This window comes from Saccharospirillum mangrovi (genome assembly GCF_003367315.1).
Classification (GTDB): Bacteria; Pseudomonadota; Gammaproteobacteria; order Pseudomonadales; family Natronospirillaceae; genus Saccharospirillum; species Saccharospirillum mangrovi.
The window spans coordinates 3,640,968-3,666,504 of sequence record NZ_CP031415.1; the positions used below are offsets into that span (position 1 = coordinate 3,640,968).

Consider the following 25,537-nt stretch of genomic DNA (forward strand, 5'->3'; position numbering starts at 1 on the left):
AACCGGGACAAGCCCGGTTTTTTAACTATCAGAGTTATTACTGATCGAAATCGACGTCGAAGTCGTCTTCTTTGCCTTCGGCCAGAATCGCTTCCGGAGAAATCTTTTTCTCGGCGATTTCGCGCAGTGCGATGACCGTCGGTTTGTCGTTTTCTTCCGGCACCAGCGGCTCAACGTTGTCGTTGGCAATCTGACGAGCGCGTTTGCTGGCCACCATGATCAATTCAAAGCGGTTGGCCACGTTTTCCAGGCAATCTTCAACAGTGACACGAGCCATCAGGGTCTCCTCAGTAAACAGGCCGGGTTGCGAGCCGGCGAATTGTACGGACTTTAATCAAAACCACAAGCCCGCCCGGCCCTTTCAGCGCGCCGACTTAGCCCGTTAAATAGGCACGCCAGCCGCCAAACTGGCTGATGTCGGTCGCCCCCGCCAGGCCGGCGCCTTCGCAGATAAAGCCACTGACCCAGCGGCCGTCGGCCAGTTCCAGTTTGCCGATGCCCAACGGCGCCGGGATATCGGCGACAAAACCGCCCAATTGATCGGCCGGTACCGACCAGAGTTCGACTTCGATTGCCACGCCGTTCGCCTCATCGCGCACCAGCCCAGGGCGATACGGCGGGCCGCCAGCCAGCGCGTAAAACCGATAACAGGCGGCGGTTTGGGTGCGCTCGCTCAGCGTCGCGCCACGTTCGGTCAGTTGGAAGTTCAGCGGCAAGCCATCCAGGTGCGCGCCGCAGACGGCGATTTCGATTCGGTCGCGCGCCTTGGCGGCTGGCGCGTCGATGCTCAACGGTTTCAAACCCAGTGCGCCTTGAGTCAGTTCCAACTGACGCTGCAATCGCTTGGCAATCGACAGCAGCGCCCGGTCACGAAACGCCGGCGCGCTCAGCGTGATACCAAAGGGCCGGCCGGAGTCGGTAAACGCCGTCGGCAACGCCACCGCCGCCCAATCGATCAGGTTCATAAAGTTGGTGTAATAACCCAGCTCGCTGTTGTGCTGCACCGGCTCGGCGAGCATTTCCGCGATGGTGAAATGGCGCCCGGCGGTCGGCGTCAGCAGCGCATCAATCCCCGCCAACTGCGCCCAGCAAGTGCGTTTCAGCGCGTTTAACCGATATTGGGCGCGGAACAAGTCGGTCGCTTTGGGGTCGCGGCCACCGGCGATGATGTCGTGCACCACCGGAAATACCTGTTCCGGCTGGGTTTCCATCATCGTTTGAATCGCCAGATAGCGTTCGCTGACCCAGGGGCCTTCGTAGAGCAGCCGCGCGGCTTCATCGAACGGCGCGTAGTCGATCTCGACCCAGTCGATGTCGGCGTTATCGAGCGCCGCCAGCGATGTTTGATAGGCCGCTGCAAAGTCGGCGTCGCCAAAGAATTTCAAATCCTGCTCACGCAACCGACCGATTCGCAGCCGACCCTGGCGCTGGCCGTAATGACGGCTGTGATTGTCGTAAATATTGGCACGGCTGTACGGATCGGCTTCGTCCAGCCCTTCGGCGCAGGCCAGCACGGTATTGGCGTCGTCGCAGTCGAGCGCAAACACACTGACGCAATCCAGGCTGCGACAAGCCGGCACCACACCCGTGGTCGGCAACAAACCGATGCTCGGTTTCAAACCGACCAGATTGTTCAGCGCCGCCGGCACCCGGCCGGAACCGGCGGTATCGGTGCCCAGGCTGAACGTCGCCATGCCCAGCGCCACAGCCACCGCCGACCCGGAACTGGAGCCGCCGCTGATGTAGCTCGGATCGAACGCATTGGCGCAGGCACCAAGGGGCGAGCGCGTGCCGTTCAGGCCGGTGGCGAATTGATCAAGATTGGTTTTGCCGACGGGTATGGCGCCAGCGTCGATCAAGCGTTGCACCACCGTCGCTGATTCTGTCGGCGTATAAGCGAAAGCCTCGCAGCCCGCTGTGGTGGGGATGCCCGCTAAATCGATGTTGTCTTTGATCGCAAAGGGAATGCCCCACAGCGGCGTGGTAGCCGGGTCTTTCGCTGCCAGCGCGTCCAGATATGGCTGGCGTTCGGCGGCGCTGAGCCGATGAATCCAGATGTTGTGCCCAGCATAACGGTCGGCTTGCTGATCAATCTGTGCCAGCACGGCCGCCGGCGTCAGCGTGCCGGATCGATAAGCCGCGCTTAGGCGAACAATGCGGGTATCCAGGGTCATAGGGTGCCCTCTTCAAGCGGTTCAGGTTGCACGATCACAATGGGTTGGCCGGCAGCGACGCGGCTGCCGGCTTTCGATAACAAGCGAATCACCCGGCCATCGCAGGGTGCGGTGAGCGGAATTTCCATCTTCATCGATTCAAGAATCACCAGGGTGTCGCCGGCCTTCACGGGCGCGTCCAGTTCAACTTCGTACTGCCAGACGCTGCCCGCGACCGGGCTTTCCAGCACGCGGCTGCCCTCGGGCCAGCTTTCCGGTTCCGGCTCGGGTTCCGGTTCCGGCGGCTGGAAGTTGAACTGCCCGGTGGCGTGCCAGTCGGCCAATTCGGTTTCGAAGGCCGCCTGGCGACGGGTACGGAAGGCGTCGATGTCACTCTGGTTGGCGTCGATAAAGGCCTGATAGTCGGCCAGGCTGAAGGTGGTTTCCTCGATGCGCAGCGGGTATTGGCCCAGCGGGAAGTCGGCGCGGATTTGCAGCAACTCGTCTTGGCTGACCGGGTAGAAACGAATCTGGTCGAAAAAGCGCAGCAGCCAGGGCCGTTCAAATTCGGCGGTCTGGCGGTAGCGGTTCCACATTTGCAGCGTGCGACCGACAAACTGATAGCCGCCCGGCCCTTCCATGCCGTAGACGCACAGATAAGAGCCGCCGATGCCGACCGAGTTCTCCGCCGTCCAGGTGCGCGCCGGGTTGTATTTGGTGGTCACCAAGCGATGGCGCGGGTCAATCGGCGTCGCCACCGGCGCACCCAGATAGACATCGCCCAGCCCCATCACCAGATAGGACGCTTCGAACAGCACGGCTTTCACCGCCTCGATGTCGTCCAGGCCATTGATGCGGCGGATAAACTCCAGATTGCTCGGGCACCAGGGCGCATCGCGGCGCACCGATTGCTGATATTTCTGGATCGCCAGCCGGCAGGCTTCGTCGTCCCACGACAGCGGCAAATGCACGATGCGCGACGGCACGCTCAGTTCATCCAGCCGCTGCGCCAGCTCGCGCTCACCGGCTTGCAGATGATCGAGCAACTGCGCCAGCGGCAGTTGCTGGCTGTCGTAATGCACCTGCAACGAACGAATGCCTGGCGTCAGTTCGCGCATGCCCGGCAACGGATGCTGCTGTAGCCATTGCATCAGCGTGTGGGCGCGAAAGCGCAGCCGGATATCCAGCACCGGCTCGCCGTATTCGACCAGCAGGAAATGGTCGCCCGCGGCGCGATAAACCACCGCCTCGTCGCCATCCAGCGTGCATAACACCGGCGTTTCAACCGATGCGGTTTGCCACTCGACCGGTTTCGGCGCGAGTTCGGCGATGGCTCGCTGTTGTGCCGCTTCCAGCGCGACCGCTGTTTCAATCGATACCGGCACAAAGCGAATCCGGTCGCCGGCGCGAAGTTGTCCGAGCATCCACAAATCCGCGCTGATGACCGTCGCCGGGCAGACGAAACCGCCCAACGATGGCCCGTCCGGCCCGAGAATCACCGGCATATCGCCAGTGAAATCGACGCTGCCGAAGGCGTAGGCGTTGTCGTGAATGTTGGACGGATGCAACCCGGCTTCGCCGCCATCGGGCCGCGCCCAGTCGGGTTTCGGGCCGATCAGACGAACGCCGGTGCGGCTGGAGTTGTAGTGCACTTCCCAGTCGGTGTTGAAAAAGGTGTCGATGTCGGTCGGGGTGAAAAAGTCCGGCGCGCCGTGCGGGCCGTAGACAACGCGCAGTTGCCAGTCACAGCCCAGAGCGGGTTTTAAGTCTGCCGGTAATGTGCGTTGCGGAACCGGCTCAGTCGCGGCCGACAGATGCAACACATCGCCCGCCAGCAAGGCCCGGCCGTTATGGCCGCCAAACTGCCCAAGCGTGAAGGTCGCGCGCGAACCCAGATAGGCCGGGCAACCGATGCCGCCGCGCAAACAGACATAGCTGCGCGCGCCGGTATCGCTGACTTTGCCCAGCGTCAGTGTCTGACCGGCGGCCACGTCAACCACTTGCCACATTTCGATCACGTTGCCGTCCAGTTCGGCGGCAATGTCGGCACCGGCGAGCACAATTTGGGTCGCCACGCTGAACCGCAGTGTCGGTCCGGTCACGGTGATTTCCAGTCCGGCGGCGTCCGCAGCGTTATCGAGCAGGCGATTGCCCAGCCGGAACGAATGGCTGTCGAATGCGCCACTCGGCGGTACGCCGACGTCCCAGTAACCGAGCCGGCCGCTGGCGTCCTGAATCGTCGTCTGAGTGCCGCCGCTGAGTACATCGATGCGCGCCGGCAGTGCGCGAAAGTCGTTCAGATAGCGCGTCGTCATGCGGCCACTTTGCAACGCCGGATCGGCGACTAACGCACGCAGATAACCCAGATTGGTTTCGATGCCGTACAGCCGTGTCTCGGCCAGCGCCCAATCGAGCTTGCCCAGCGCGGCTTCGCGGTCAGCGCCGTGGACAATCAATTTCGCCAGCATCGGGTCGAAAAACGGCGGCACTTCCAGGCCAGCATCGATCCAGTGGTCGACGCGCACACCGTCGCCGTCGGCAAAGGCGACTTCGGTCAGCAAACCGGCGGCTGGCTGGAAATCGCGGTACGGGTCTTCGGCGTAGAGGCGCACTTGAATCGCATGGCCTTGTGGCGTCAGTTTCGGCGCGCTGGCTAATGGCGAATCGCCGGCCGCCTGGCGCAGCATCCATTCGACCAGATCGACGCCAAAGACTTCCTCGGTAACGCCGTGTTCAACCTGAAGGCGAGTGTTCACTTCGAGGAAATAGAAGTCGTCGGAATCGGCATCGACAATGAATTCGACAGTACCGGCGTTGCGATAATTCACCGCCGCCAACAAACGTTCGGCGGTCTGGTGCAACGCCGTCGCCAATTCGGGTTTCAGATTCGGTGCCGGGCATTCTTCGACCACTTTCTGGTTACGCCGCTGGCTGGAGCAGTCGCGTTCGCCAATTGCCAGCGTTGTGCCCGCGCCATCGCCAAACACCTGCACTTCGATGTGCCGCGCCCGGTCGATGAATTTCTCCAGGAAAACGCCGTCGTCAGCGAAGTTCTGCCGGCCAAGGCGTTTTACTCGTTCAAAAGCGTCGTCCAATTCAGCCGCGCTGTTGCAGCGCTGCATGCCAATGCCACCGCCGCCGGAAGTGGCTTTCAGCATGATCGGAAAACCGATGCGGTCGGCTTCGCGCTGCGCCATTGGCAAATCGGTCAATAAAGCCGTGCCCGGCACCAGCGGCACACCAGCGCGTTCGGCCAGTTCGCGGGCGCTGTGTTTCAAGCCGAAAGTTTCCATTTGATCGGGCGTTGGGCCAATAAAGGCGATGGCAGCGGCTTCGACGCGGCGCACGAAATTGGCGTTTTCGCTGAGAAAGCCGTAACCGGGATGAATCGCTTTGGCGCCGCTGTCGCGGGCAATCTGCAAAATCTTATCGACGTTCAAATAAGTATCGCTGGCACCGCCGTCACCGAGCGGCCAGGCTTCGTCCGCCAGGCGCACGTGCAGGCTGCGCGCATCGCTGGCGGCATAAACCGCGACTGAGCGAATGCCGAGCCGTTTCAGCGTGCGAATGATGCGCACAGCGATGGCACCGCGATTGGCGATCAGGACTGTGTCGAACATGGCTGTTTGTACCAAGAGAGCCGCCTCAAAACGGGCCGTCCCGTATGCAGAATCGAGCGACGGCAGCGGTCGTCCGCTGCCGGAATGGATTGACACCGCGCGCCGGTCAGGCGTCCCAGATCAACACACCCAGCGGCGTCGGGTTAAAACCGCTGCACGGGTTGTTCAACTGCGGGCAGTTGGAAATCAGCAGAACCACATCCATCAGCGCCGTCAGTTCGACGTACTTGCCAGGGCCGGACAGGCCATCCTGAAAACTCAGGCCACCGTCGGGCGTGATTGGCACGTTCATAAAGAAGTTGATGTTGTGTCCAATATCGCGCTTGTGCAGACCAAACTCCGGGTGTTCTGCAATGGCGAGCATCCAACTGTCGCGGCACGAGTGCATGCAGCGTTTTTCCAGGTCGTACCGCACGGTGTTGCTCTCGCCGGCGCAGGCACCGCCGAGGGTATCGTGGCGGCCGCAGGTGTCGGCGACGATGTCGAGCATCGGCCGGTTCAGGTTGGAACGCAGCTGGCTGCCGGTGCTGAGGTAAACGTTGCCTTGCTCGCGCACAGTGTCCATGGCGCTGTAGCGTTCGCTCGGATCATCAAGGCTGAAGAACAGCGTATCGGCGGCTTCGTTGCCTTCGATGTCGACAATGCGCACCGTCTGGCCGGCCATGACCGGATGGATGAAATAATCGCCGGCCATAATGGCTTCGTTAAAGATCGCTGTGTCCATCTGGCGCGGGCTTTCGGCCAGATGTTGCGGAGCTTGTATGGTCATACCGCCTCCGAAAATTGGCCGAGGTAATAGAGGGCGTTGTTGCGGAAACCGCGTTGGTTTTCGTCGCAGAAATTGCGGCAGTAGTCGTCGTCGCGCACCGGCTCGGCGGTGCCGAGTTCGACTTTGACCGGCCGCGCCGGGTAGCTGCTGGCGGTGTCGAGCGGGTGCGGGCAGGCGTGCAGCAACACCAGGGTATCCATCTCAAACCGCAGCGTGACGCTGTTGCCTGCCTGGCTGTGACCGGCGACGCGGCTCATCCGGCCGTGGTCATCAACGACAACCTTGTTGAAGAAATTCACGTTGGCGGGCAAATCGGCCAGGTCCATACCGTATTTCGCCATTTCCACCAGAAAGGCGTCGTGGCCGTTCTGGTGCCAGGCGTTGCGGTCGTTCTGGAAATCGCGGGCGCCCCAGCGTTCGTTGACAAGTTCAGCGTGGCTGTTGCCGCAGACGCTTTCGTGCCAGCCCAGGTCGTCTTCGATGATGGAGGCGAACACCCGGCCCATGTCGGAATACAGGCAGTTGCCGCGCGTCAGCTTGAAAGTGTGTTGGCATTTCAGGGTGTCGGGCGCGTTGTAACGCTCGAGCAGGTTGTCGGGGTTGAACATCAGCAGGCCAAGATTGGCGTCGCCAGTGATGTCAGTCAGCCGCATCACGGTGCCGCGCCGCAGCCGCAGCGACCAATGGCCGCCCGGGGCGATCTCGGTCTGGTAATCGATGGATCGGATCAGATCACTCATGCGTGAATCCTTTGAATCAGTTCGTCGTCGAGCACATCGAGCGTGACCGCATCGCGCTGCCCAACAGGTAAGTCGTAAGTGATGCGCGCGCCGTAGGCGTTGGGCGCTTGCGGATCGTGGCGCACCTTGTCGAACACCCACAGCCGGGTGCCGAGGTGAAAGCCTTCTTTGATGTCGTGCGTGACCATAAAGACGGTCAACTGGTATTCACGCCACAGCCGCAACACCAGTTCGTGCATGTCGGCGCGGATGCCGGGGTCGAGCGCGCCGAAGGGTTCGTCGAGCAATAAGATGCGCGGCTTGTTCAGCAACGCCTGGGCAATCGCCAAACGCTGGCGCATACCGCCCGACAGTTGATGCGGGTAGCGATTCAGCGCGTGGCCGAGACCAACTTCCTCAAGCAGCGCTTTGGCGTCTGCAACGGCCGTGCGTTTTTTCGCGCCGAATAAGTGACCGCTCCAGCCGCTTTGTTCAAATGCGCGGGCCGCCACGACGTTGTCGAGCACGGTCAGATGTGGGAAGACGGAATACTGCTGGAAGACGATGCCGCGGTCCGGCCCCGGTTCGTCTGGAATCGGTTGGCCGTCGAGCAACAGTTCGCCACGACTGGGCGCTTCGACGCCGAGCAGCAATTTCAAAAAGGTGCTTTTGCCGCAGCCGGACGCGCCGACCAGCGTGATGAATTCACCTTCGCTGACGGTCATGCTGACCCGCTCCAGCACCTGGGTATCGCCATAATTTTTCCAGACGTTACGCGCTTCGATCATGATTCAGCCCCCGCTTTGTGCCACGGGAACAACCAACGGTTGGCGCGCGCCAGCAGTTGGTCGAGCACAAAGGCCAGCAAGGTAATCCAGGCGACGTACGGCAGGATGATGTCCATCGACAAATAGCGCCGCACCAGAAAGATCCGATAACCCAGGCCGTCGGTGGCGGCGATGGCTTCGGCAGCGATCAAAAACAGCCAACCGCTGCCGAGCGACAACCGCACCGCCTCGATCAGGCGCGGCAGAATTTGCGGCAGCAAGACGCGGCACAGAATCTGGCTGGTGTTGGCGCCGAGCGTCTGCGCCTTGATCAACTGCTGCGCCGGAATTTCCTGGGTGCGTTGCAGAATGTCGCGGGCGATAAAGGGGGTGATGCCCAAAGCAATCAACGCCACTTTCGACAATTCGCCGAGGCCGACAACGATGAACAGAATCGGCAGCAAGGCCAGCGGCGGCACCAGCGAAATCACCGTCAGCAGCGGCGAGATACCGGCCGTTAACAACGGCAATGCGCCGGTCAGCAAACCGACCACCAGACCGATCAGGGCGGCGATGGCAACGCCGATCAACAACCGCTTCAGGCTGCTCAGCGTATCGACCCAGAACAGGTAATCGCCATTGCGTTTGCTTGGCTCCAGCGCCAGCGCATGCAGGGCGTTGCCCATCTGTTCGACGCTGGGCAGCAGCTTGTCGTTCGGGTTCGCCGCCAGCCGCGCATCCGATGCCAGCAGATACAGCACCAGCAGCAACGCGAAGGGCAGCAAACCGAGCAGCCAGCGGCCACGCAAACCCGGCGTTCGGTTGATCAGCCGTTTCATTCTCGTTCCTCAGTCAGTCTGGCGTTCTGGCTCAAAGCGCGCCGTCGGCTGCCATCTGCATAAAGCTCGGATCGAAACGGAACTGGACATTGCCCGCATCGCCAAAGGTGCCAGCCGGCATTTCGATGCCGATAAAGCCGGCGTCCGGTGCGCCCATGCCGAGCAGGCCGTGATCGAACGAGAATTCCGCGACGTTGCTCATGGTGCTGACCAGGGTGTCGCTGTTCGCCAGTTCTAAAGCTTGCTCAGGGCTGTAGAACATTTCGGTGCTGGCAAGCTGAGCGTCGTAACCGGCAAGGTCGGTACCGGAAGCCACAGCCATGGCGGTACGCGCTTCGATGGCGGCGGCGGAATCGCCCTGCATGGTGCTCATGATTTCGTACCAGGCGCCTACTAAGGCTTTGCCGAAGTTCGGGTTTTCCGCCAGCGTTTCGGTGTTCACCACCAGCATGTCGATGATTTCGCCCGGAATTTGCGCGGAATTGAACACTTCGGTGCTGTTGTCCATCGCATTGATTTCGCTCAGCAACGGGTTCCAGGTGACCACGGCGGTTACGTCGTCAGTGGTATAGGCTGCAACCATGTCGGCGTCCGAGGTGTTGACCACTTCAACGTCGGCTTCGCTCAAGCCCACGCTATCCAAGCCACGCGCCAGCAAGTAATGCGACACGCTCAGCTCAACCAGATTGACCGACTGGCCTTCGATGTCGGCCAGCGTTGAACCGTTCTTCAATACGATGCCGTCGTTGCCGTTGGAGTAATCGCCCAGAATCAGGCCGGTGCTGTCGACGCCGCTGGCGGCCGGAATGGTCAGCGCATCCATGTTGGTCATGGTGCAGCCGTCGAATTCACCGGCGGTGAATTGGTTGATCGATTCGACGTAATCGTTGATCTGCACAACGTCGATGTCGATGCCGTATTTGTCGGCCCATTTATCGACAATGCCCGCATCGGCACCGTAGGCCCAGGGCATCCAGCCGACGTAAATCGACCAGCAGATGGAGAAGGAATCTTTCGCGTTCGCTGCGGTCGCAGCCAGGGACGTGCAAAGCAACAGGGGGATCAGACGAGTCAGTTTCATGGCGTGCCTCTCAGTGGTTTTACAGTCGGTCTCGGTTGTTGGCTCAGGAGTACTCTTGGCAATGCGCCAAACAAGTCTCCCGGGCTTTTGTCCCGCCGTGTAACCCTTCACTGAAAGGTCGAGTGCTCTCGGACCAGACGCCGTTGCAACGGCAACGACCGGAACCCTAGCGCTCTATTTTCCGAATTGTGATGTCCGGTATTGCCAAGAGTACGGACGCAAGTCGCTTTACAAGCTCTGTGCCAAAGGCGACGGAAGCCAACCAAATCAAGCAGTTAGCGGCACGTTCGTGCACAAAGGAATGGAGCGATGGAACCAGAACGCACCGCCATCGCGCAGCGGCGCACTCTCAGAGGGCATATCGAAGGGAAAGAGACGTCGGTTCAGTCGTTCAGCAAATGCTTGAACAACTCACCGTGCGATTCCTGCTGTTTGCTCAACGTCTGACGATTGGCAATGAAGATGGCGCAGAGTTCATCGAGTGCTTTATAGAAGTCGTCGTTGACGACCACGTAGTCGTACTCGTGGTAATGCGACATTTCGTTGGTGGCGTCGCGCATGCGTCGGGCAATCACTTCGGCGCTGTCTTGCGCGCGTTTTTCCAGTCGTTCCTGCAACGCATCGCGCGACGGCGGCATGATGAAAATGCCCTGAGTGTTCGGCATCTGTTTGCGAATCTGCTGCGCGCCCTGCCAGTCGATTTCCAGAATCACATCGTGGCCGTCGTCCAACTGCTGCTGCACCCAAACTTGGCTGGTGCCGTAGTAGTTGTCGAACACCTGAGCGTGTTCCAGAAACTCGCCGCGCTTGACCATGGCAAGAAATTCATCGGTCGAGACAAAGTGATAATGCTCGCCATCGGTCTCGCCCGGCCGGGTGCCGCGCGTGGTGTGCGAAATCGACAGATAGACAAACGGCAGACGCTTGATCAGCGCGTTCACCAAACTGCTTTTGCCCGCGCCCGACGGCGCCGAAACGATGTAGAGCGTGCCACTGGCAGGCTTGGGAACGAGATCTGGCGGGATGCTGAGCGTCATCGGCGGTCCTGGTCGGCTGGGCAAAGAATGGCGGGCATTATAGAAGCTTTACCCGCCAGAAACAGGACCGGTTTTCCAGACTACTTAGCTTCCGGAAAAGCGTAGCCGAGCGACTTGCTGGTTTGCAGCCCCAGACTCGCCAACGCATCGACGCCATCGACAGCCGCGATCCGAACAAGGCGGTGCAGTGCATGCGCCACCATCTGCACGATCTGGAGCAGCATTTGAATCTGGATTTCTGGGAGACGCGCAGCGTCGATTTGCAGGCGGCGCTGCGTCCACTGGACGCGGAATAAATCGCTCAGACGACTTGCCACTCTGCGTAAGGCAACCGACGATGGACACTCTGTGCACACAGCGATGAATCCTGCGCTGACCACCGCCACCCCTGGTACCAAACGGAGACCGTTATGCTCGGCATCAATGATCTGTGGTTGTTTGTAATTTCCGGCATCGTGTTGAACATTCTGCCGGGGCCGGATTCGCTGTACATCGTCAGCCGCAGTGCCAGCCAGGGGTTTAAAGCCGGTTCGGCGGCGTCGCTCGGCATTGGCAGCGGCACCTTTGTGCACATCTTCGCGGCAGCCTTGGGTTTGTCGGCGGTGCTGGCGACTTCGGCAACGGCCTTTACCGTCGTGAAAATCGTCGGCGCGCTCTATTTGATCAGCATTGCCGTGCCGATGATTTTCAGCCGCGTCCGGCAAACGCAGACCGTGCAAACCGTCGCGCCAACGCGGTTGAGCAAAATCTATCGCCAGGGTTTTCTGACCAACGCCTTGAACCCAAAAGTGGCGTTGTTTTTCCTCGCCTTCGTGCCGCAGTTCATCGACCCGGCGTCCGACAACAAAGCACTGGCGTTTATCGTGCTTGGGCTGATTTTCAATCTGAACGGCATGATCTGGGCGCACTTGCTGGCCTGGACCAGCGCCCACGCCAGCCGGCGGGTAAAACAAAACCCCATACTGACGCTGTGGTTAACCCGGCTGGCCGGTGGCTTGTTCGGGTATTTCGGCGTCAAGCTGGCGTTCAGTGCGCAGTAGTGAACCGGGCTTGGCTCGCACCTTGTTGACATATCAACCTCCACAACTAAACTAGGTTGATACATCAACTTCCTGGTTTTTCCGATGCCATTATTGTCCCCCGAAGAGCTTGCCCTCTGGCAAGCCATCAAGGTTTTGGGCGATGAAGCCTGCCAGGCTGTTGGCCGAGATATAACGGCCAAAACCAGCCTTTCCGGGGCGGATTTCGCCGTGCTGTCGAAACTCGACGAACTTGGTGACGGCCAATTGCAACAGCGCGATTTGCTCACCGCTCTGGGCTGGGACAAGAGTCGCCTGTCGCACCAGCTCAGGCGCATGGAGGATCGAGGGCTGATCACGCGCAGTTCCGGGCCGGGTACTGTCGAAGCGACGCTGACAGCCGCAGGGCGAACAGCGCTCCGTGCCACCAGGCCGGTGCATGCGGCGGCCATTCGTGATCGCGCCTTGCGCCATATCCAGCCGCAGGAACGCGCGGCGCTGCTCGCTGTTGCGCAGCGGGTTACCCAGGTACTGAGTGAATGAGCCAACCAGAAAGCATGGCAATGAAACCCGAACCCTTTAGTGTCCAGGTTAGCGAACAAACTCTCGACGACCTGAAAGCGCGGATTCACTCCACCCGCTGGCCGGATGATCCAGGCAACCAGGATTGGTCCTACGGAGTCGAGGCCAACTATCTGCGCGACCTTTCCCACGACTGGGCTGAACATTTCGATTGGCGCGCCGTGGAGGCGCGGATCAATGCCTGGGACAACTGGCGCGTCGAGATTGACGGCATTCCCATCCATTTTTTGCGCGTGGCCGGCAAAGGGCCGGCGCCCAGACCGCTGATTCTGACTCACGGCTGGCCTTGGTCCTTCCTCGATATGGAAAGAGTCATCGCCCCGTTGACCGATCCTGCGGCTCACGGAGGTGATGCTGCCGACGCTTTTGAAGTCATCGTGCCGTCACTGCCCGGCTATGGTTTTTCCGGCCCGGTACCACGCGCGGGCCTCAGCTTTTGGCAGATCGCCGATCTCTGGCATCGACTGATGACCGAAGTGCTCGGCTTTAATCGCTATGCCACCAGCGGAGGCGACTGGGGAGCGCTGATCTCATCGCAACTGGGCCATAAATATGCCGACCACCTGCTCGGTGTGCATATCATGCATCCGATGCTGCTGGATCAATTCAATTCGACCATGCCTTGGAACGTGGCTGCCCGCGCCTGGGATACCCAGACAAAATTACCCGAGAGCATCACCAAATTCGCCGCTCACTTCGCCGTGCACGTGCTCGACCCCCAAACGCTGGCGTATGCACTCAACGATTCACCGGTAGGTTTGCTGGCCTGGCTGCTGGAACGTTGGCGCGCCTGGGGCGATACCCGAGATGAAAACGGGCAGAAAACCGGCGATCCGGAGCGAGTCTTCACACGCGAGCACATGCTTGCCAACGCCACTATCTATTGGGTGACCGGTACTGCTGGATCTTCGATGCGAGCCTATGCCGACGCAGCACGACAGCCGTGGTCACCTTCCCACAATCGCACCCCGGTGGTTGAAGCTCCGGTGGGTATCACCTTCGTGGGTGGAGAAAACCCGGTTGGCGTTGCTACCCAGGACAGAGCCCAACTGTTTGCCAAAGGGCCACGCGCGGCCTTCTTCAACACGACCTATTTGAACGCGCATGAACGCGGTGGCCATTTCGGCTATTTCGAAAACCCTGAAGCCGTTGTACATGACCTGCGCGCCATGTTCCGTATCTAGCGTTCTGGCATAAGACATTCACCATCACTGGTAACGGACACCATTCAATCGCGGTAATGTCTGATTAGTTCAGACTGTGCTCATAACTAAGCCGACCACCACTGCCACAGCAACGCCAGCGCCAGCAGCGCGGAAATGCCCTGCCAGACGCGCACCGGGTGACGCTCCAATAAAGGTCGCCGGTCGGTTTTCAGGTTCGGGTTGGGGTGGCGTAAGTCGTAGAGGAATTCCGACAGCTCGGCATAGCGCCGTTCCGGTTGTATCGCTAACGCCTTGGCCAGGGTGGCGTCGAACCAGGCTGGCAGTTCGCTGTGCGCATCGCGCAGCGGTCGGTAACGCAACTTGCTTTGCTGTCCGGCGCTGCGCGCTTTCGCCACGGCCGTGCCGTAAGGGTGCGAACCGCTGAGCAGGAAGTAACCGAGCAGTGCGAGGGAAAACTGGTCGGCGCGTTCATCGCCGAATTCGCCGAGAAAATACTCCGGCGCGGTGTAGAGCGCGGTGCCAAGCAGAGCCGGTTCGTCGTCGGTTTCGGCCAATCCGGCGACGCGCGTGGAGCCAAAATCGATCAACGTGACGTGGCCGTGGCGGTCGATCATCAGGTTGTCGGGTTTGATGTCTTGATGCAGCAAGTCGCGCCGATGCATCGCCTGCACCGCCCGCCCGGCTTGGTCGAGAATATCGCGCACCGCGTCGAGCGACGGTGACGCTTGTTCGCGTTGCCAGGCGTCCAGCGTCTGGCCGTCGATCCATTCCAGCAGAGTGTACAGATAACGACGCGGCCGTTCGGGCAAAGCAACGCCTACGATGTGCGGGCTGTCGAGTTGCCGGCCGATCCATTCTTCCAACAGAAAACGACGCAGATAGGCCGCGTCTTCCTGGCCTTCGCGCGAGGGCAATTTCAGCAGTACGGTTGCGCCGCTGGCGTCGTCAATCGCCTGGAACACCCGGCTGCGCGGGCTGGTATGAATCGACTTCACCAACGTCAGGCCATCGAGGTGGTCGCCTTCATCGACATCCGGCGCGAATGGGCGCTGGGCGAGTTCAGTGTCGATCCAATCGACGCTGCTGTTGTCCAGGGCATCGATGCGCACCAGTTGCAGGCTGAGGTTGTCGTCGCTGCCGCGCGCCAGCGCCAGTTGCAACAGCCGCTGGGTGTGCGCGGCGACATCGGTGTCATTCAGCGACGCGGCCCAATCGCGGTCGTCGAGGAAGTCGTGCACGCCGTCGCTGCTCAGTACAAAGACATCGCCAACGGCGAGATCCAACATCCGATAATCGACCGATACCGATTCCGCCGCGCCCAATGCCCGCGCCAGGCAGGAACGTCCATTGCCCAACCAGGCGCGATGATCTTGCGTCAGGCACTCCAGCCGCTGCGCGCGCCAGCGATACAGCCGGGTATCGCCGACGTGAAACAAATGCGCCTGCCGGCCTTTTAATACCAACGCAGTGAAGGCACAGACGTAGCCTTTGTCGCGATCATCGCTCAACCCCTGCGCCAGACTTTCCTGGCGCAACCGTTCGTTAATCGCGTCCAATACCTGTACACCAGCACTGCGCACCGTCATCAGTTCATTCATCCGGCGCATGACGGCGATGAATTCGTTCACCGCATGCTCGGCCGCCATCGCGCTGACGGCGCTGCTGCTGACGCCGTCGGCCAGCGCAAACACCGCTCCGGTACGGGTGCGCTGGCTGGCGCAGAAATCCTGATTCTGCGCCTTACGCCCGGCCAGACTTTGCGCGGCTTCGGTGAGTTTTAACATCGTCTACATCCAACGCAGACAACCCGACCGAGGCCGGGTTGAAGAGCAAAGGTTGGTTGCCTCAGGCGGTTTTCGCTTCGGCGGTATTCAGCGGCGCACGGTTTGCCAACTGGCGCTTGGGCGCCGTTTTGTAGTGCGTGCTGAACAAGGTCAGGCCGGTGAACGCCAGGCCGCCGACCAGGTTGCCCAGAGCGGTCGGAATTTCGTTCCAGATGAAGTAGTCGGCGATGGAAAAATTGCCGCCCATGATCAGCGAGAATGGGAACAGGAACATGTTCACCACCGAATGCTCGAAGCCCATAAAGAAGAACAGCATGATCGGCATCCACATGGCGATGACCTTGCCGGACACACTGGTCGACACCATGGCACCGACCACGCCGAGCGACACCATCCAGTTGCACAACATGCCGCGAATGAAAATGGTGAACCAACCGGCCGCGCCGTACTGGGCGTAACCGACGGTACGGCTTTCACCAATGGCCGCCACCTTGGCGGCAATGGCACCGCCATCGGTGTTATAGCCGTAGGTGAAGATGAACGACATCATGAAGGCGACCGTCAGCGCGCCCGCAAAGTTGCCGAGAAACACCAGACCCCAGTTGCGCAACACTTGCGGCACGGTGACACCGGCGCGGCGGTCGAGCAGCGCCAGCGGTGTCAGCATGAACACGCCGGTCAGCAGATCGAAACCCATCAGATAGAGCATGCAGAAACCGACCGGGAACAGCACCGCGCCCAGCAGCGGGCTGCCGGTGGCAACGGCCACAGACACCGCAAACACCGCCGCCAGCGCCAGAATCGCCCCGGCCATAAAGGCGCGAATTAAGGTATCGCGCGTGGACATATAAATTTTCGATTCGCCCGCATCGACCATCTTGGTCACGAACTCGTTCGGCAGTAAGTAAGACATGGCTTTCCTCTCTTGCAGTCGCGTTGGTTGTGGTCTTTGTTCATGAACCGCCGACGTTTTACAGGCACTGGCTTTATGGACAAAAAATCGCAGCCATAAAAAAAGCGCCCACCCGATTGAACGCAAAAACGCTCAGTCGAGGTGGACGCCATTATCCGAGTGCACAGATTGTCAGCGGGTTTTCACCCTTGCTGGGCTTCGCCAGAGCAAAGTCGAGGCCAAGTTTAATTTTTGTGCCAGTTTTGTCTTTTAAGTCAGACAGTTAGCCAAGGCTTGGATTTTCTAACGCCGGTTTTGTTGGCCGTCGCTCTGTTCCGTCTTGGTGCACTGCAAGCCGGCAGTGCCTCCAGAACAGACATAAAATTGTGCGTTATTAACCGTCGCTTCCACTGACCAGTGTTATGGAGCAATCCTTGCCTTAAAGAACGCATCACAGCCGAGTTGACCCCGTTATGAGCCCAAGGCCCCGCGCCACCGAACAGTTTTTGCTGGCCGCCAAACAGTCGGAAATGACCAGTCTCGCGGAGCTTGCTGATACCTGCGAAGTGGTTACCGCGGTCAGCGAGTTGATTCATCAATTGCAGCGCGAACGCGGTTTGTCGAACGTCTATTTAGGCAGCCAGGGGCAACGCTTGGCAGACCAACGCGACGCACAAATCGACCACAGCCGCGATCAGGAAAAAGCACTGCGCCTGTTGTTGCAGCAACGCTATCTGGAATCGCGCCGGCATTCGCCATCAACGCGTGTGCTGACGCGCACGGCGCTGGTGATGCAGGCGTTGGATGAACTCGACACCCTGCGCCAGCGCATCACCCAACAGCAAGTTGACGCTCGGCTCAGCACTCAGGCGTTCAGTCGATTAATGGCGGGATTGCTCAGCATCGTGTTCGAAGCCGCCGATGGCGCCGGCGACCCGAGCACCACGCGCGCGCTGCTGGCGCTGTTCAATTTTATGCAGGGCAAGGAATACGCCGGGCAGGAACGCGCCTGGGCGGCCTTCGGTTTTACCGCCAGCCAGTTCAACGACGACAGCCGCGAACGACTCGCCAACCTGCGTTTTGCGCAGCAACGCTGTTTCGATCAATTCCTGGCGTTCGCCAGCGACGAGCAACAATGGCAATGGCAATCGCTGGAACAGGCCGACGTCGTGGCGCAATTTTTAAAGCTGCGCGAGGTTATCGATGCCTTCAAAGACGACGACGCCATTCCGGCCGACCTCGGCGAAGTCTGGTACGACTTGGCAACCCAACGCATCGACCTGATGCACGAACTGGAGCGCGATTTAGCAAGCTATCTGTTAGCGCTCAGCCAGGCGCAACTGACCAAGGCCAAACAGCAACTGCGCGATCACGAGTACCATTTACTGTCGGTCTTGGCCGACCATCAGGACGCCTATGCCGAACCGCCATCGCTGTTACTCGACTTGGATGCGCCGCTGGTGCCCGCCGGTTTGGCCGGCAGCCACAGCACCGAATCGGAACCGGTCATCGGGCGCACTCTTTATGACTTATTGAAAGCCCAGGCCGAACATCTGCGCGAAGTCAGCGACGAATTGTTTGAAACGCGCGAAGCGCTGAACGAACGCAAACTGCTCGAACGCGCCAAGGCGTTGCTGATGAAGAGTTTAAAATTGAGCGAAGACGAGGCGTATCACCGCATTCAGAAACGCGCCATGGATTCGCACATGCGCGTAACCGAAGTGTGTGAATTGTTAATCGAGGCCGCCGAACAAGCCGGCCGTTGACTCCAACCAAAACCAGGATGCCCATGCCCGAACTCAACGCCAGTCCCAACCTCGCCGACCTGCAACGCTACGTGCATGAACTGGAAAGCGAACGCGGCTTCGACACCCAGAGCAGCCGCGACAAATGTTTATTGTTGGGTGAAGAAGTCGGCGAGTTGTTCAAAGCGGTGCGTCAGGCTGAGGGCATGCCGATGGATGTGAACGCCGCGGCCGCTGATCTGGCCGACGAATTGGCCGATGTGCTGATTTATCTGTGCTCCATCGCCAACCGTTACGACCTGAACCTGGAAGACGCCTTTCGCGCCAAGGAAGCCAAAAACAAACAGCGCCGCTGGGAATAGTTCCACGGCGCTGTGCTAACGGCACGACAGCGGATCAGGCAACGCCGCCGTTGGCGCGCAACACCTGCCCGTTCACCCAGCCACCATCGGGGCCGGCCAGAAAAGACACCACACCGGCGATGTCATCCGGCTGACCCAGGCGCTCCAACGGCGGCAGTTTGCTCAGCCGCTGAATCAATTCCTCGCTCTTGCCTGCAAAGAACAGGTCAGTCGCGACCGGGCCTGGCGCTACGGCATTCACACTGATGTTGCGGCCACGCAGTTCGTTGGCGAACACTTTCATCAGGCTTTCCACACCGGCTTTCGACGCCACGTACGGCCCGTAATTGGGCGTGTTCAGCGCAATCGCCGTGCTCGACACGGCAATAAAACGACCGCCATCGGGCAAATGTTCCTTGCCGTAGGCCATCATCAAAAAGGTGCCGTCCAGATTCGTGGTGATGTGGCGACGATAAGCGGCAAAGCTCGCCGGCTCGATGGCGTGCATGCCCAAAATGCCCGCCATATTGACCACCACATCGACCCGGCCAAATGCCGCCAGCGTCTGTTGGTACAGCGACTGGACTGCTGCTTCATCGGCCACATCGGCCTGAATCGCCACGGCCGCGCCGCCGGCTTGCTGAATCTCGTTCACGGTTTCGTCGGCGGCCGTCTGATTGCCAGCAAAGTTGACCACGACGTTAAAACCATCGCGCGCCAGACGCAGCGACACAGCCTTGCCAATACCGCGAGAACCGCCGGTAACAAGGGCAACTGAAGGGGTGTTTGTCATAAAAAACTCCGCGTTGAATGAATGACAGCTGCAGTATCGTTATTATCGATTCCCGGATAATGCCCGATATTTTGGTTTAACTATTCAGGATATATAAACAATGGACCGTCTCGATGCCTATCAACTGTTCACCCGCATCGTCGAGTTGGGCAGCTTTACCCAGGCGGCAGAATCCTTGGGCATTCCGCGCGCCACCGCAACCCAGGCCATCAAAGATCTGGAAGCGCAATTGGGCGCCCGCTTATTGGAGCGCACCACTCGCCAGGTGAAACCGACGTCCGATGGCGAGACGTTCTACCAACGCTGCCGGCTGATTCTCAGCGACGTCGAAGACGCCGAAGCCGCACTCAAACAAAGCCTGAACAACCCCAGCGGCCGGCTGCGACTCGACTTGCACGGCTCGCACGCCGCCAACGTCGTGTTGCCGCGCATCGACGATTTTCACGCCCGCTACCCGAACATTGAACTACAGATCAGTTGCGGCGATCGGCTGGTGGATTTGGTCGCCGAAGGCATCGATTGCGTCATCCGCGCCGGCCACCCGCGCGATTCATCGCTGGTTGCCAAACGCCTGGCGGTAATCCCCGAAGCCATCTGCGCCAGCCCCGCGTATTTTGAACGTCACGGCCAGCCGCAACACCCGGACGACCTGGCAAACCACCAGGCGGTCGGATTTTTCTCACGCGGTTACGACTCGAAATACCCACTGGAATGCACGGAGAATGGCGAAACCCACGAATACCAACTGCCATCCTGGATCACCCTCAACGACGCCGCCGCCTACGTCGCCAGCGCCCTGAGCGGTTGCGGCTTAATTCAGGTACCCCGCTTTCACATCCAAAAGTATCTCGACACCGGCGAACTGATCGAAGTGCTGTGTGACTACCCCAGCCCGGGTATCCCTATTTCTGCCATGTATCCATCGCAGCGGTTTTTATCGCCGAGGGTACGGGTGTTTGTGGATTGGGTGGGGGGTTTGTATACGGAGCGTTTTCCGGCGGCGGTATGAGTACGCAGGGTTCTTCAAGATTGCGGGTAAAGTGGGTAAGTTAAGCTCTAGCAATCGATCTGCAATTAAGGGATGGCCCGGAGAAGATGAATGGATAGTTACGAACACTTACCGAAATACGACGACCTGTTTATCGAGATCCTGCGTTATTTAAACGACCACGGTCCTTTATTAGCACGCGAATTGGAACGCCCTTTGGCCGACCGTTTCCAACTAACCGACGCTGATCTATCGATTGAGTACCCGTCCGGTAACGGTACCGTTTTCTCTGATCGCCTGACCTGGAGTCTGAGTCATCTGGTGAACAGTGGTCTAGCCGAACGACCCAAGCGCGGCCATTGCCAAATCACTGTTTTAGGGCAGGAATATCTTGCCAAGACAGGTGAGATTAAAACCTTCGTTAAACAAACAATCGCGGAAAAAACCCGTCAACGACAACGCGAGCTGGGTGAATCCAAATCATTGATCGAAGACTCGCATTTGACCGACAGCGATAAGACGCCGCAGGAGTCTTTGCTGAGCGCTTATCACTCAATTCAGGCAACTGTGTGCGAACAAATTCTCGAAACAATTCTGGGAAAATCACCCTACGAGTTTGAAAAATTGGTCATCAAATTACTGGGGCGCATGGGATATGGCGGCAAAACTGCTGACTCCCTTCTGGTAACGCAGAAATCTAATGACGGTGGCATTGATGGTGTGATCAAAGAAGACGTTCTAGGTTTGGGGCGTATTCATTTACAAGCCAAACGTTACCGCAGAGACATCAGCATTGGTCGGGAAGACATCCAGCGTTTTGTCGGTGCACTTGCCGTTGCGCAATCGCAAAAAGGGGTATTTATCACCACGTCCTATTTCACCAAAGGCGCATTGGAATACGCCCAAAGCTTAAACGGTGCGACCACTTTGGTGCTGATTGATGGAGAGCGTCTGGCGCAGTACTTGTACGATTATGGTGTGGGGATGCAAGAAGAACAGACGTTGGTTTTGAAAAAGATGGATACGGATTTTTGGGACGAGATGCTGGATGATAAATAAAAGAAAGGGGCTAAAGCCCCTTTCTTTTATTGGCATTTTAAATAGTTTTGGATTCAGTCTTCAGAACTATCTTCCAGGCCGAGCGTATCAGGGTTTTCCAATGACTTCTTATCCGCAGAGGCAAGGCGACGTTCAACTTTTTTAACATCTTCCGCAGGCGGTAAGTGCTCAGGCCTGATCCCTCGATTAATTAAGGTTTGCCGTACTGCTTCATTGTTCGTCACGTGTTCGGTCGAAACTTGCGCTTCTTCCGTCATCTGTTGGGCCCTGGCATTGTGAATGGTGATTTCAGTCGCAAAATCTTTGGCCTTTAGAATAATCGTCGGAGCGAAGTCTGCCAGCGGACGGCTCTCTGGCACCTGCCACTGGGCTTTCATCGCTTTGGTGGTGCGCCCAAACAAGGCCGTGTCACCTTTACTGCGAATCAGCGCGAAATTGTCATTTCCGCCTGTTTGCTCATAGATAACACTGGAAAGTTCTTTCTCAGTCGTCGAAAGCTTTTGCCGTGCCTGTACTCGTTCCGCTTCCAGCAATCTCTGCTCAATCAGTTCTGACTTTCGTGTTTGCATTGCGAAATAAGTCTGAGCAAACGCAATTTCTGATTTTCGAGAATCTCCATTTTGCGCGATCAGGTAGCACGCGTAGCGAGTCAGCATGACATCATCGATTTCTCGCTGACTTCCTGAGCCAAGCTCGACCATTTTCCCGACGTCGGCAAAATGGTCTAGAACTGTGTGCCCACTAACTTCACAAGCCGTTTTGGCTTTGGTGATGACGCTGACAAAATTATCCCACTTGCCATATCCAAGTAGGTGCTGAAGATCTCGCGCCAGCCAATATTCAATGCCATTTTCTGTTTGCTGTGCATGGCCTTCAAACGTGGCGGTGAGTGATTGAATTTGCTGCTGTTCCATTGCTTGAGCTCCTTTTGATAGGTATTCAATAAGTCTGACCCCTCACTCCAAATTCTGCACCTGCTCACGCATCTGTTCGATCAGCACTTTCAAATCCACCGCTGCCTGAGTGGTGGCGGTGCTGGTCGATTTTGATCCCAAGGTATTCGCTTCGCGGTTAAATTCCTGCATCAGAAAATCCAAGCGTCGACCAATAGCGCCTTTTTGTTTTAGGGCGTGTCGTGCTTCCTGGCAGTGGGTGTCGAGGCGGTCGAGTTCTTCGGCGACGTCGGATTTTTGTGCCAGTAAGACGACTTCTTGTTCCAGTCGTTCCGGGTCTAAATCGACCGATAATTGCGCGGCCTTGGCTTTTAGGTTTTCACGGTATGCATCGATCAGCGCCGGGGCATTTTTGCGCACCTCGGCGACAATGGTTTCGATGCTGTCTAAACGTTGGCGCAGCAGTTCGGCCAGTTCTTTGCCTTCGCGTTGGCGGTGAGCGATGAAGTCGTCCAACGCTTCATCGAACAGGACTTTCATGGCGTCGAAGACGGCGTCCATATCGGTATCGGCTTCGATCAAAACGCCGGGCCATTGCAGTAAGTCCAACGCATTGGGTTTGGCGCTGTTGAGGATGGTGGAGCGTACCTGGCTGAGCGCGACGTCGAGGGCGATCAAGCGTTCGACATTGACCGCCAGGCTGTCGCTGCCCTGGTTCGGATAGAAGCGCAGGTTCACTTCGACTTTGCCGCGCGCGACGCGTTTTTTCAGGGCGTCGCGCAGCGGTATTTCCACCGGCTTTAAGCTGTCGGGCAGTTTGAAACTGGTTTCCAGATAGCGATGGTTGACCGAGCGCAGCTCGACCGAGAGTTGGCCGCTGGTGAGGCTGTGTTCGCGACGGGCGAAGGCGGTCATCGACAACGGCATGACATCAGGCCTCGTTCAGGGCAGCTTGTTGGATGTCGCACAATTCCGCGACGCCTTTTTGCGCCAGCGCCAGCATGGCGGTCAGTTCATCCGGCGCGAACGGTTCGCCTTCGGCGGTACCCTGAATTTCCACGAAACCACCGCTGGCAGTCATGATGACGTTGAGGTCGGTTTCGGCGGTGCTGTCTTCGGCGTAATCCAGATCAAGCACCGCCTCGCCGTTCCAGACACCCACCGACACTGCGGCGATTGGGTGTTTGATCGGACTCTTTTTGATCAAGCCTTTTTCGAGCATCCAGTTAATCGCATCGCACAGCGCCACGTATGCGCCGGTAATGGACGCGGTGCGAGTGCCGCCGTCGGCTTGAATCACATCGCAATCAAGCGTGATGGAATGTTCGCCCAGCGCTTTGAGGTCAATGGCGGCACGCAGTGAACGGCCGATCAGCCTGCCGATTTCGACGGTGCGTCCGCCCTGTTTGCCGCGTGCGGCTTCGCGCTGATTTCGCGAGCCGGTGGCGCGCGGCAGCATGCCGTATTCGGCGGTGATCCAACCCTGGCCCTGGCCTTTGAGAAAACGCGGCACGCTGGTTTCGACGCTGGCGGTGACGATGACTTGAGTGTCGCCGAAGCTGACCAGCACGCTGCCTTCGGCGTGTTTGGTGAAACGGCGTTGAATGGAAACGGGGCGGAGTTGATCGGGCTGGCGGCCGCTGGGTCGCATAAGGCTGAGCCTTCTGGCAGAGAATGAAGGCGCTCAGTATAGGGATTGCGTTTGGGGATGCCTACCGCAGCCCCGGCGGCATTGGCGTAGCGGCGCAGTAGGTGTGCTGGTCTATCCGGCTGAAGCGATAGCTGTGCGGCGGCTGTTCGCTGTCGGCTGCAAGCGGTTGCCACGGCAAGGGCGCATTGGCCGACCAGTCGAGCGTTTCCGGCAGTTGCCCGTTCACTTGCACCAGACGGCTGTCGAGCGCGGTGCTGGTGACTGTTAATACGGAAACAGCATCGGTGCCTAACGGCAGGCGGATATTCATCGGTTTGTCGCTCAGGTTCACCGTCAACAGCGTCAAGGCGCCGCTGGCGTCTGGGGTGCAATGGGCGAAGGCTTGCACCGGGCCGTCGGCGCCAGTGACCGCCAACCAGCGCGGCCCCATCAATCGTTGCCACAATAATTGCGCCCAGTAATCCGGGTTTGGGCTGTAGTGATTGCGGTAGGCGAGCAGGGCGTAGTCGCCGCCCATCAGGCTTTGTCGGATCACCGTTTCCTGACCGGTTCGAGCGGCCAGACCCAGTTGCGTCAGCCACCACAAACTGGCGCCGAAACGATTGGTCAGTTGATCAACACCGCCGCATTGTGCCGGGCCGGTTTCGCCGAGCCAAAGCTGTGTTTCGGGTGAATAGCGATCCACCCAGGCGCGCACCTTGCGCGACTGCTTGGCAAATTCGGTGACGGCTTCGACATCCAGCAGCGACTCCCAGCCGGCGCCTTCAGTGCGCACCGTGCAGCGGCGCGATTGGGTCGGGTAATAGTGCCAGGTGAAAATGGCAGGGTTGGCGCCGCTTTCGAGGAATTCGCGCGACGAGCCGACTAACGTACTCAGCGGTTCGCCGACTTCCGGCCAGAACGCATTCGCCGGTCCGGCCAACGGAATGGTGCCTGAGTATCCACGTGCTTTAACGAACTCACGGCTGTATTGGTCGAAACCAATTTGATGCGTTGGTCCGAACATCAACCAATGCGCGCCCGGTTCATTGCCGAATTCGAGAATGCCGTTGTAGTCCGACGGCAACCAATCGAGCAGGCGTTCGAGTTGCTCCGGTTGCCAGTCGCCATCGTCATCGCGCACACGCGGGCCGGTGCTGACGGTGAGCATGGGGCGGGCGTTCAGGTTATCGACAAAGGCCAGAAACTGAATGATGTCGGCGCGGCTGAGGCTGGGGTCTTCGTCCGGTTCGTCGTCGAGGCGCCACCATAGGCGATCAGCTTCGGTGCCACCCAAACGCACCCAGGCCGGTTGCAACAGGCGCGCCCAGCGCAGCAGTTCATCGTCGGCTAAATTGACCGGGCGCGGTGGCCCTTCGCCGGCCCACCATTCACCGCCGGTGAGCATGGCGGCGTCGATGGCAACGCCAATAAAACCCGGGCTTGTCTCACCGGATTCGAGGCCCCAATTGAGTACCCAGAACGACGGCGCGTCTTCGCGCGCCAGCACCGACCAGAGCACCCAGATCAACAAGGCGGCGGCGAGCGGGTGGCGACGGCGGTGGGCAAAACGGTACAGCGGTCTCAGCATGGCCTCGTTATACTGCCAATCAATGACGCTTTCACGAACCTTAGCATTCCCACGCAAAAACGGAGGGCT

The 25,537-nt window shown here is 59.1% G+C and carries 24 protein-coding genes and 1 riboswitch; of the genes, 8 read left to right on the forward strand and 16 right to left on the reverse strand.

The genetic code is table 11. From position 1 onward, the window contains the following. Positions 1–37 precede the first annotated feature (37 nt). The 9 genes from rpoZ to gmk all read right to left on the reverse strand — a co-directional run bounded on the left by rpoZ (position 38) and on the right by gmk (position 10,985). Positions 38–277 (reverse strand): DNA-directed RNA polymerase subunit omega, encoded by a 240-nt coding sequence (gene rpoZ / locus DW349_RS17060; protein ID WP_108126558.1) that lies wholly within the window; start codon positions 275–277, stop codon positions 38–40. 97 nt (positions 278–374) lie between these two features. After that, positions 375–2,174: an allophanate hydrolase gene (gene atzF, locus DW349_RS17065; protein WP_108126559.1), complete on the reverse strand. Its 1,800-nt coding sequence runs from the start codon at positions 2,172–2,174 to the stop codon at positions 375–377. Then, the gene (gene uca / locus DW349_RS17070) at positions 2,171–5,773 is read right to left on the reverse strand and encodes an urea carboxylase (RefSeq protein WP_108126560.1); all 3,603 of its coding nucleotides are present in this window, start codon (positions 5,771–5,773) and stop codon (positions 2,171–2,173) included. Before uca ends, atzF begins: the two co-directional genes overlap by 4 nt. Positions 5,774–5,879: 106 nt before the next feature. Continuing rightward, the gene (locus DW349_RS17075; RefSeq protein ID WP_232819368.1) at positions 5,880–6,497 is read right to left on the reverse strand and encodes an urea amidolyase associated protein UAAP2; all 618 of its coding nucleotides are present in this window, start codon (positions 6,495–6,497) and stop codon (positions 5,880–5,882) included. 41 nt (positions 6,498–6,538) lie between these two features. Further along, entirely contained in the window at positions 6,539–7,282 is a 744-nt protein-coding gene (locus tag DW349_RS17080) for an urea amidolyase associated protein UAAP1 (RefSeq protein ID WP_108126562.1), read from the reverse strand. Next, positions 7,279–8,049 carry an ABC transporter ATP-binding protein gene (locus DW349_RS17085; RefSeq protein WP_108126563.1) on the reverse strand — a complete coding sequence of 257 codons (771 nt, stop codon included), beginning with the start codon at positions 8,047–8,049 and terminating at the stop codon, positions 7,279–7,281. Before DW349_RS17085 ends, DW349_RS17080 begins: the two co-directional genes overlap by 4 nt. Beyond that, a complete protein-coding gene (locus tag DW349_RS17090; RefSeq protein WP_108126564.1) occupies positions 8,046–8,867 on the reverse strand; it encodes an ABC transporter permease in 822 nt (273 codons plus the stop codon). The genes DW349_RS17085 and DW349_RS17090 overlap by 4 nt, the downstream gene beginning before the upstream one ends. Before the next feature lie 31 nt (positions 8,868–8,898). After that, positions 8,899–9,948: a putative urea ABC transporter substrate-binding protein gene (locus tag DW349_RS17095; protein ID WP_108126565.1), complete on the reverse strand. Its 1,050-nt coding sequence runs from the start codon at positions 9,946–9,948 to the stop codon at positions 8,899–8,901. A gap of 74 nt (positions 9,949–10,022) precedes the next feature. Further along, positions 10,023–10,129, reverse strand: a riboswitch (guanidine-I (ykkC/yxkD leader). A gap of 202 nt (positions 10,130–10,331) precedes the next feature. Continuing rightward, positions 10,332–10,985: a guanylate kinase gene (gmk, locus tag DW349_RS17100; RefSeq protein ID WP_108126566.1), complete on the reverse strand. Its 654-nt coding sequence runs from the start codon at positions 10,983–10,985 to the stop codon at positions 10,332–10,334. Between the two features lie 122 nt (positions 10,986–11,107). On the opposite strand from gmk, the gene DW349_RS17430 reads away from it, so the two are divergent. The 4 genes from DW349_RS17430 to DW349_RS17115 all read left to right on the forward strand — a co-directional run bounded on the left by DW349_RS17430 (position 11,108) and on the right by DW349_RS17115 (position 13,770). Beyond that, a complete protein-coding gene (locus DW349_RS17430; RefSeq protein WP_157954415.1) occupies positions 11,108–11,281 on the forward strand; it encodes a hypothetical protein in 174 nt (57 codons plus the stop codon). A gap of 114 nt (positions 11,282–11,395) precedes the next feature. Next, positions 11,396–12,025, forward strand: a complete 630-nt coding sequence (locus DW349_RS17105) for a LysE family translocator (RefSeq protein ID WP_108126567.1) — start codon at positions 11,396–11,398, stop codon at positions 12,023–12,025. Positions 12,026–12,109: 84 nt separating this feature from the next. After that, complete coding sequence (locus DW349_RS17110) at positions 12,110–12,547, forward strand: MarR family winged helix-turn-helix transcriptional regulator (protein ID WP_108126568.1); 438 nt, start codon at positions 12,110–12,112, stop codon at positions 12,545–12,547. Then, positions 12,544–13,770 carry an epoxide hydrolase family protein gene (locus DW349_RS17115; RefSeq protein WP_108126569.1) on the forward strand — a complete coding sequence of 409 codons (1,227 nt, stop codon included), beginning with the start codon at positions 12,544–12,546 and terminating at the stop codon, positions 13,768–13,770. The genes DW349_RS17110 and DW349_RS17115 overlap by 4 nt, the downstream gene beginning before the upstream one ends. 86 nt (positions 13,771–13,856) lie before the next feature. Here the strand turns inward: DW349_RS17115 and DW349_RS17120 are convergent, their stop codons facing one another. Together DW349_RS17120 and DW349_RS17125 are read right to left on the reverse strand one after the other, a co-directional pair. Continuing rightward, the gene (locus DW349_RS17120) at positions 13,857–15,536 is read right to left on the reverse strand and encodes a bifunctional protein-serine/threonine kinase/phosphatase (RefSeq protein ID WP_108126570.1); all 1,680 of its coding nucleotides are present in this window, start codon (positions 15,534–15,536) and stop codon (positions 13,857–13,859) included. A 61-nt stretch (positions 15,537–15,597) separates the two neighbouring features. Next, positions 15,598–16,449, reverse strand: a complete 852-nt coding sequence (locus DW349_RS17125; protein ID WP_108126571.1) for a formate/nitrite transporter family protein — start codon at positions 16,447–16,449, stop codon at positions 15,598–15,600. A 452-nt stretch (positions 16,450–16,901) separates the two neighbouring features. Between DW349_RS17125 and DW349_RS17130 the strand changes: the two genes are divergently transcribed. Continuing rightward, positions 16,902–18,194: a nitrate- and nitrite sensing domain-containing protein gene (locus DW349_RS17130; RefSeq protein ID WP_108126572.1), complete on the forward strand. Its 1,293-nt coding sequence runs from the start codon at positions 16,902–16,904 to the stop codon at positions 18,192–18,194. 23 nt (positions 18,195–18,217) lie between these two features. Continuing rightward, positions 18,218–18,535, forward strand: coding sequence for a MazG nucleotide pyrophosphohydrolase domain-containing protein (locus DW349_RS17135; RefSeq protein ID WP_108126573.1), 318 nt, complete (start codon positions 18,218–18,220; stop codon positions 18,533–18,535). 34 nt (positions 18,536–18,569) lie between these two features. Here the strand turns inward: DW349_RS17135 and DW349_RS17140 are convergent, their stop codons facing one another. Further along, positions 18,570–19,307: an SDR family oxidoreductase gene (locus DW349_RS17140; protein WP_108126574.1), complete on the reverse strand. Its 738-nt coding sequence runs from the start codon at positions 19,305–19,307 to the stop codon at positions 18,570–18,572. A gap of 100 nt (positions 19,308–19,407) precedes the next feature. Between DW349_RS17140 and DW349_RS17145 the strand changes: the two genes are divergently transcribed. Both DW349_RS17145 and DW349_RS17150 read left to right on the forward strand, forming a co-directional pair. Next, positions 19,408–20,316, forward strand: coding sequence for a LysR family transcriptional regulator (locus DW349_RS17145; protein WP_108126575.1), 909 nt, complete (start codon positions 19,408–19,410; stop codon positions 20,314–20,316). 90 nt (positions 20,317–20,406) lie between these two features. Further along, positions 20,407–21,354 (forward strand): restriction endonuclease, encoded by a 948-nt coding sequence (locus DW349_RS17150; RefSeq protein ID WP_108126576.1) that lies wholly within the window; start codon positions 20,407–20,409, stop codon positions 21,352–21,354. 53 nt (positions 21,355–21,407) lie between these two features. Here the strand turns inward: DW349_RS17150 and dinD are convergent, their stop codons facing one another. The 4 genes from dinD to DW349_RS17170 form a co-directional block, all read right to left on the reverse strand. Further along, the gene (dinD, locus tag DW349_RS17155; protein WP_108126577.1) at positions 21,408–22,268 is read right to left on the reverse strand and encodes a DNA damage-inducible protein D; all 861 of its coding nucleotides are present in this window, start codon (positions 22,266–22,268) and stop codon (positions 21,408–21,410) included. 42 nt (positions 22,269–22,310) lie between these two features. Next, complete coding sequence (locus DW349_RS17160; protein ID WP_108126578.1) at positions 22,311–23,174, reverse strand: YicC/YloC family endoribonuclease; 864 nt, start codon at positions 23,172–23,174, stop codon at positions 22,311–22,313. Between the two features lie 4 nt (positions 23,175–23,178). Further along, on the reverse strand, positions 23,179–23,898 hold the full coding sequence (gene rph / locus DW349_RS17165) for a ribonuclease PH (RefSeq protein WP_108126579.1): 720 nt from the start codon (positions 23,896–23,898) through the stop codon (positions 23,179–23,181). A gap of 61 nt (positions 23,899–23,959) precedes the next feature. Beyond that, positions 23,960–25,468 (reverse strand): hypothetical protein, encoded by a 1,509-nt coding sequence (locus DW349_RS17170; RefSeq protein WP_157954416.1) that lies wholly within the window; start codon positions 25,466–25,468, stop codon positions 23,960–23,962. Positions 25,469–25,537: the final 69 nt, after the last annotated feature.